Source organism: Nostoc sp., from assembly GCF_036917515.1.
Taxonomy (GTDB): Bacteria; Cyanobacteriota; Cyanobacteriia; order Cyanobacteriales; family Nostocaceae; genus Nostoc.
In genome coordinates this window covers 1-7,459 of the sequence record NZ_JBALDE010000008.1, presented here as the reverse complement: position 1 = coordinate 7,459, position 7,459 = coordinate 1, and the positions used below count along the sequence as shown (strand labels likewise).

Genomic DNA, 7,459 nt, shown 5'->3' with positions numbered 1-7,459 from the left:
CTGATTGCCAAGCTCAATGATGCCGATATCAATGTGCAGCAAGCTGTAGCATTGGCACTAGGAAAGATTAAGGATGCACGAGCAGTTGAACCCCTAATTGCCAAATTCAATGATGCTGATAGAAATGTGCTGCAAGCTGTAGCAGGGGCACTAGGAGAGATTAAGGATGCACGAGCTGTTGAACCCCTGATTACCAAGCTCAATGATGCTGATAGCAATGTGCAGCGAGCTGTAGAGGCAGCACTAGTAAAACTTGGGGATGCTAAGACTATACAAAAGTTACTAAACAGGTTGTCATCTAAGAATCAAAATACGAGGGTAATAACACTTAGAGCATTATCTTGGATTTGTCAGGATCAAATAGATCGCCAGCTGCTTTCTAGGGATATTGATGCTCTTAATCCGTTTCTAGATCCCGAACAAGAAATTGATGAAGAACGAGTTAATCATGCTGCTGCTCAATTAGAAATATCCGTCGAGGATGTACGTATGCGTTACCAAACACTTGCCCAGCAATTTGGTCTGAGATTGAACTTGACTACAGATGCTTCATGAGATTACTAAATGTCATGGCATAACATAAAATTACTTAAATATATTTAACTTAAAAGACTTTCAATTTCCTAATGGGACTTAAACAAAACTAGAAGTGAAAAAGGGTATAATGTTTAACTAGCATAGCTTTCACGTTGAAAAAAGCTCATGAAAGAAACCACCCCCGCAGCCATGCCGCCATGCTTTGAAAGATGGTGTCAACGATTTGATGATGTGTTTACTCATAAGGCTCAAAAAAGAGAATTTAGACACTATGTAGGGGGATTACTGGGTGAAAGTGAGAGAAAAAAGCTGTTTCAAATCGCAGAGAATGCTGTAGGCGTGACTTACCACCGATTACACCACTTTTTAACCGAAGCACCGTGGTCCAGTGATCAGGTGAATGAGCGTCGGTTAAAGATTATGAACAAGTGTAGCCAGACGAGAATTAGTAGGGGTTTTAACTTAATAATTGATGATTCTGGTCATAGAAAGAGCGGTAATTTCACTGCTGGCGTGGGGAGACAGTATATCGGAGAAATTGGCAAAACGGATAATGGAATAGTAGTGGTCACAACACATCTATATGATGGAAGAAAAAGCTTACCGTTAGATATAGAGCTATTATCAGCACGCTGATTCATTACCTGAAGGGAAACAAGACTCAGAATTTGAGAAGAAACCGGAATTAGCAATTAAATTAATAGACCAGACTTTAAACCGTGGTTATCAACCAGGAATAGTAATTGTAGATGCTGGCTACGGCAACAACACATCCTTTTTATTAAAGTTAGAAAATCAGCAATTAAAGTATTTAGGAGGATTAGCTAAAAATCGCAAATTAATTATCAATTTGGAAGATAATATTCAACAAATAATTAGGCTAGATAAATTAGCACAATCTCTACCTCAAGAGGCTTTTACAGAAATTCAACTTAACTTAGATAAACCCAAAACCTGATGGGTAGTAACTAAAGAAGTAGAAATAACAGGTCTAAGTGGAAAACGAAATATTGCTATCGTCATGAACGCTGCGACTTTCACAGATGCCACTGATATTGACTATTTCATCACTAATTTTTCTTCACCAATTGTTACACCACAATGGATAGTTGACACTTATAGTTCAAGAAATTGGGTAGAAGTTTTTTATCGAGAGGCCAAGGGTTGGTTAGGGCTGAAAGAATATCAAGTTCGAGATAAAAGAAGTTTACTTCGACATTTTATCTTAGTTTTTTGTGCCTATACTTTTATTCTTTGGCATCAGTTGACTGGCGGTTTAAGACGAAGGTGGGCTAACAAATCTTTAAATACTTTCACTGAAGCTTTCGAGGCTTTTAGAACAGCTATGTCTTTTCGATTTTTTGACTGGTTGACCGTTCATCGTGACCTGTTTGCTTCTTACAAAGCCAGTTTGGGCTTCATTTGGGCATAATTTTTGTTTAAGTCCCGCTAATCAGTAAAACCAAATTGCCTAAAAATACGCAAAACATAAGCAGGAGACATTTCTCTTGCACCCATATCTATAGGAACTATTCTTTTTTTACCATCAACTTCACGAGTATATAAACAATGGTCGCTTTTTCCTTCTCTATGGAATGTGCAACCTGCTTGTTCTAAAAGCTTAATTAACTCCTTTGGTTTCAGAGAAGGTATATTTTTAGGCAGAAACCTTTCTTAATTCATATATCTCTGAATGTTATTCTTTTTCTTCAATAAATAAAAATTCATGTAATTCATCTATTGAAACGGGAGATTTATAAATATTACTTTCAGACTCATAAACATTTTCAAAAGATTCAATTGCTTCTTTCAGTTTTTTAATTGCATCTTCTTGATTATTTCCCTGCTCAACAATGCCGTTTTCTAAACATAAAGCAACCCAATAGCAAAAACTTTTTCTGAGTACAACGGTGTAAAAATTCATTCATTTCTCCAACTTAATGACTATTTTCTAAAGTTTCTTCTAATGTAAAAGGAGATTCTTTAGGATATAAATTTAATTTAATCCCTGTTTCATCAGATGCTTTGAGACGAGCTTTTTGATAACAATTTTCAAATACTTCTGCAAGTAGAGGTTGCAAACTGGGACTATCTTCTAATAATGTTTCAATACAGATACGTTGTTCAGAAATGGTACTGCGCCAACTTTCACTACGTTTTTCTGGTTGATATTGCCATTTCAGCAAGTGCATTAATAGTACAATTAATCTATTTTTTAACTCGCGTTTTTCACTTCTCCCCATGCTTTCAATTTCTTCAATTAGATTAGATATATCTATTTGATTAAAATTATTTTCTTTTAACTGCTGGGCAATTGTTTGTGTCCACAAGTAAAAATCTTGCTCATAAAGGTTTTTGTCATTTATAAAAAATGGACTGGTCATGATAAAAACTACAATTAAATTACTGATACAAATTCTTAAAAAATTAAGGTGGGCTTTTTTAACCCACCTTAATCTAGATTAGACCAACAAAGCCTGCTCCTCTTTAGAAATCACGCGCCCTTCATCTTCAAAACCGATGATTTGATCGAAGTTTAAATACTGATACAAATCATCTGCAAAAGGATGAATTCTCCTCGCCACAATATCCAAGTATTCTTGGACTGTGGGAAGGTGTCCCAGCAGCGCACAAACTGCGGCTAATTCTGCTGAACCAAGATACACTCGTGCATCTTTACCCATGCGATTATTGAAATTGCGGGTAGAGGTAGAAAATACTGTTGTGCCATCAGCAACTCGCGCCTGATTTCCCATACACAAACTGCATCCTGGTATTTCTGTGCGCGCACCCGCAGCCTCAAAAATACCATATACACCTTCTTCTTTAAGTTGGTGTTCATCCATGCGGGTTGGTGGTGCTATCCAAAGACGAGTTTTCACTTCACCTGCACCTTCCAAAACTTTCGCTGTTGCCCGATAATGACCGATATTTGTCATACAAGAACCGACGAATACTTCTTGCACTCGATCATTAGCAACTTCCGATAATAATTTCACATTATCGGGGTCATTGGGAGCAGCAACAATTGGTTCTTTGATTTCGTTCAAATCAATTTCAATTATTTCAGTATATTCGGCATCAGCATCACTTTCTAATAACACGGGATTTGCTAACCATTCTTCCATCTTTGCGACACGCCGTAGCATGGTACGCGGATCGTGATAGCCCCGTGCAATCATATTTTTCAGCAGCGCAACGTTAGAACGCAGATATTCCGAAATTGTCTCTACACTTAGCTTAATAGTACATCCGGCACAAGAACGTTCGGCGCTAGCATCGGTGAGTTCAAAGGCTTGTTCAACTTTTAAATCTGGCAAACCTTCTATTTCCATAATTCGCCCGGAGAAGACGTTTTTCTTGTTCTGCTTCTCTGCTGTCAGCAAACCTTTTTGAATTGCTACGTAGGGTATGGCATTCACCACATCCCGCAGGGTGATACCTGGTTGCAATTCACCTTTGAATCTTACCAATACTGACTCTGGCATATCTAAAGGCATGACACCCAAGGCGGCTGCAAAAGCTACCAACCCAGAACCGGCGGGGAAGGAAATACCCAAGGGGAAGCGGGTGTGAGAGTCGCCGCCAGTTCCCACGGTGTCGGGTAGCAGCATCCGATTTAACCAAGAGTGGATGATACCATCACCAGGACGGAGGGCGACACCGCCACGAGAAGCAAAGAAATCGGGGAGTTCGTGATGAGTTTTGATATCTACTGGTTTGGGATAAGCTGCGGTGTGGCAGAAACTTTGGATCACTAAGTCTGCACTGAAACCAAGACAAGCGAGTTCTTTCAATTCGTCGCGGGTCATCGGGCCTGTGGTATCTTGGGAACCAACGGTAGTGATGATCGGTTCGCAGGATGTGCCGGGACGCACACCAGGTAATCCACAAGCTTTACCTACCATTTTCTGGGCTAGGGTATAGCCTTTGCCTGTATCAATGGCTTGCTGGGGACGTGTAAATACAGTGCTGGGTTCTAAACCAAGTGCAAGACGAGTTTTATCGGTGAGGGTACGGCCGATAAGTAGGGGGATGCGTCCACCTGCACGGACTTCATCGAGGATGGTATCAGGTTTGAGGGCAAAGGTGGAAATGACTTCGCCTGCTTCGTTAGTGATTTCCCCTTTGTAGGGATGGATGGTAATTACCATGCCGGTTTCCAGTTTGGTGACATCGCACTGAATAGGCAAAGCACCGGCATCTTCTGCTGTGTTAAAGAAGATTGGCGCGATCGCACCACCTAAAACATAACCTCCAGCGCGTTTGTTTGGCACAAAAGGTATATCATTTCCCAAATGCCACAATACTGAGTTGATGGCAGATTTACGCGAGGAACCTGTACCAACTACATCCCCCACGTAAGCTACAGGATGCCCTTTTTTCTTCAGTTCAGTAATGGTTGCCAAACTTCCTGGTTGCCGTGACTCTAACATCACTAAGGCGTGTAAGGGAATATCTGGGCGAGTTGTGGCACTTTGGGCGGGGGATAAATCGTCGGTATTGGTTTCGCCAGGAACTTTAAAAACGGTAACAGTAATCGCTTCTGGTACTGTGGGGCGAAGGGTAAACCATTCAGCTTCCGCCCAAGAGTCAATCACCTGCTTGGCGAAAGGATTGGTTTTAGACAACTCTAAAACATCGTGGTAAGCGTCATACACCAAGAGAGTTTTGCTTAAGGCGTTGGCGGCATAAGCGGCGATAGGTTCCTTTCCTTGTCCGCCCATTACTAGAGGTGTTTCAGATGAGTCTGAGAGGGATACGGTGGGCCATTGCAGCAGTTCAATTAAAGCTTGCACATTATAACCACCTACCATTGTCCCTAACAATTGCACTGCTTCTATGCGCGAAACCAAGGGACTAATGATTTCCTTTTTGGCAATCGCGGTGAGAAATCCGGCTTTGACATAAGCTGCTGGATCGACACCAGGAGAAACGCGATCGCTCAATAAATGCAATAATATCTCCTCTTGACCCTTTGGCGGATTTTTCAGTAATTCACATAATTCTGAGGTTTGCTTCGCATCCAATGGTAAAGGGGGAATACCGAGTGCTGTTCTTTGGGCAACGTGTTTACGATATGATTCCAGCATTTTTATGTTCTCCATTGGGCTTTTCTACCTTTAATTATGAAATATTTTGAGGCAATACTTGGCTATAAAAGTTTAGCTTACTTTTATGATGAAAGCCTTACTGGTAATCAGTTTTTTGTAGTTTTTTTATACTGAAAGTTGGAAAAGTATTAGGCGAATAGAATTAGCTACTACTTGAAGAAGAATTCAGAAGTCAGAATCAATACTTCGGCTACGCTCAGAACGCCTAGTACCGCAAGGCGGAAGTTACTCATTCAAAAGTTAACACTGAGCAAAGTCGAAGTGTCAAAAGTCAAAAGTATTATGGAATAAGTTCTTTAGGTATTTTAAATGGTTGCTCTATTTACGCCGTGGCGTACTAGCCGCTAAGTTGTGAGAATTCAATATTGACCCTGATAATTTATAAAGACGTAATTCGTATTTATTGTTGGTTTAACCAAGTTTCTAAATCAGCAATACTATAAAAGTCTAGCAATGCTTATCCTAAATTTTCTAATTGTTCAATCGATAAACTTGACTTTTGACTTTTTACTTTTGATTTCTGCCTAGCGGTACTAGGCGGTTATTGCATTTTCATCTGATATTTTATCTGTATTAAATTTTAAGCGTGTCAATCTGCTTTTACGGGTACGTTTATTGTCTTTAATGCTACCTAAAAATTCATATTTATTGCTGTTTTTACCGTATTTGCAACCAACCCACGTTAGCATTTTATCTGAAACCTAACTTAGAGCTGATTCGTAAAGAAAATCTTAAGGGTACTCAACTCATTACTAGGTCTAAGTTTCAGCGAATAAGTGCTTTATTGACTTAAATTCCTGAAACCCTTACTAGACAAGTACTTTACTTGAGTTTACGAATTAGCTCTTAAGGTTTTTTCCATCTCATCCAGCTTTTTTCTAGAAGAGTCAATCATAGCTATATTAGCGTTATAATTATCAAGCATATTGTGAACTTTTTATATTAATTGAGTTAGATTTTGCAAGTTGTAAGTATCATCAAAATTGATATTTGGATCGATAGCTTTCAGTCCGGCAACTTTAAACTCAGCTTTTTCTATAATCCGAGAACTACGTTTTCTTCGAGACATAAATTTACACCTTTAAAAGCTTTACAAAGCTATTTTGTCTCAATTAACCTATATTCTAGTTCAGCAAAAAGCGCATTTTTTTAACAAAAATTTTTATCTATACCCGTGATTTCTCGGAATTTAATCACCAAAGGCATTTTCAGCAAAATAATATTATATTTAAGTTGCACGAAAACTACAATGTTGTTGTAAGAGCGTAGGCATAGCCCGTCGTAGACATCGCACTTTTAGGGATGTGGATGAAAATAAAGTACCTGAATATCCATGATTGTGGGTTTCGACTATACTCAACCCACTGGCTGAGATTCGAGGGCTGAATGTAGTTGTTGGTGCACTCTCTCGCAAAAAAACCCGATTTGGTACACTATTTGACCGTAAGTCCCTTAGTTCAAGTCAACTGCGATCGCCAAACTTTTCCCAGGCTTCTTGGTAATACTTGTCGTCAGCTTTACCGCCAACGCTCAAGTAAATTTCTTTCTGGACGCTGAAGCCAAAGTGTCCATTGCTGTATTTTACCCACAGTTGGTCAATTGTGCCTAAGTCAGTGCATCGTATAAGGTGAAGCTGCCGCCATCTTCTTTGCCTATAGCCTGATTCATAACCCGATAGGTTTCTGTGTCGGCTTCCTCCCAGTTTTTTGCTGCTAGTAATACCAATTCTCTAAAAGCTGGCTACAGATAGTGCCTCTAAAATATATTGCCTTCGGGCAATAGATGCAATAATTGGTTTGGTTAATTTG

The 7,459-nt window shown here is 39.5% G+C and carries 7 protein-coding genes and 2 pseudogenes; 3 read left to right on the top strand and 6 right to left on the bottom strand.

Going from position 1 to position 7,459, the window contains the following annotated elements; genetic code table 11:
• The coding region (locus V7K89_RS00540) for a HEAT repeat domain-containing protein (RefSeq protein WP_335183802.1) at window positions 1–555 on the top strand (555 nt) is incomplete at its 5' end.
• A 147-nt stretch (window positions 556–702) separates the two neighbouring features.
• Window positions 703–1,969 (top strand): annotated as a pseudogene (locus V7K89_RS00535) (IS701 family transposase).
• Between the two features lie 17 nt (window positions 1,970–1,986).
• On the opposite strand, the gene V7K89_RS00530 reads toward V7K89_RS00535, so the two are convergent.
• From V7K89_RS00530 to V7K89_RS00510, 5 genes are all read right to left on the bottom strand, one after another.
• A complete protein-coding gene (locus V7K89_RS00530; RefSeq protein ID WP_335183804.1) occupies window positions 1,987–2,163 on the bottom strand; it encodes a type II toxin-antitoxin system HicA family toxin in 177 nt (58 codons plus the stop codon).
• A gap of 70 nt (window positions 2,164–2,233) precedes the next feature.
• Window positions 2,234–2,461 carry a type II toxin-antitoxin system HicB family antitoxin gene (locus V7K89_RS00525; RefSeq protein ID WP_335183801.1) on the bottom strand — a complete coding sequence of 76 codons (228 nt, stop codon included), beginning with the start codon at window positions 2,459–2,461 and terminating at the stop codon, window positions 2,234–2,236.
• Between the two features lie 13 nt (window positions 2,462–2,474).
• On the bottom strand, window positions 2,475–2,921 hold the full coding sequence (locus V7K89_RS00520; RefSeq protein ID WP_335183799.1) for a DUF29 domain-containing protein: 447 nt from the start codon (window positions 2,919–2,921) through the stop codon (window positions 2,475–2,477).
• Window positions 2,922–2,999: 78 nt separating this feature from the next.
• Complete coding sequence (acnB, locus tag V7K89_RS00515; RefSeq protein ID WP_335183803.1) at window positions 3,000–5,630, bottom strand: bifunctional aconitate hydratase 2/2-methylisocitrate dehydratase; 2,631 nt, start codon at window positions 5,628–5,630, stop codon at window positions 3,000–3,002.
• A 958-nt stretch (window positions 5,631–6,588) separates the two neighbouring features.
• Window positions 6,589–6,720, bottom strand: a complete 132-nt coding sequence (locus V7K89_RS00510) for a hypothetical protein (RefSeq protein ID WP_335183798.1) — start codon at window positions 6,718–6,720, stop codon at window positions 6,589–6,591.
• Window positions 6,721–6,988: 268 nt separating this feature from the next.
• Here V7K89_RS00510 and V7K89_RS00505 point away from each other — a divergent pair, with 268 nt between their 5' ends.
• Window positions 6,989–7,153: a hypothetical protein gene (locus tag V7K89_RS00505; protein ID WP_335183805.1), complete on the top strand. Its 165-nt coding sequence runs from the start codon at window positions 6,989–6,991 to the stop codon at window positions 7,151–7,153.
• Here the strand turns inward: V7K89_RS00505 and V7K89_RS00500 are convergent.
• Window positions 7,120–7,370: pseudogene (locus V7K89_RS00500) on the bottom strand (GUN4 domain-containing protein); the annotation flags it as partial. The gene V7K89_RS00505 and the pseudogene V7K89_RS00500 overlap by 34 nt on opposite strands.
• Window positions 7,371–7,459: the final 89 nt, after the last annotated feature.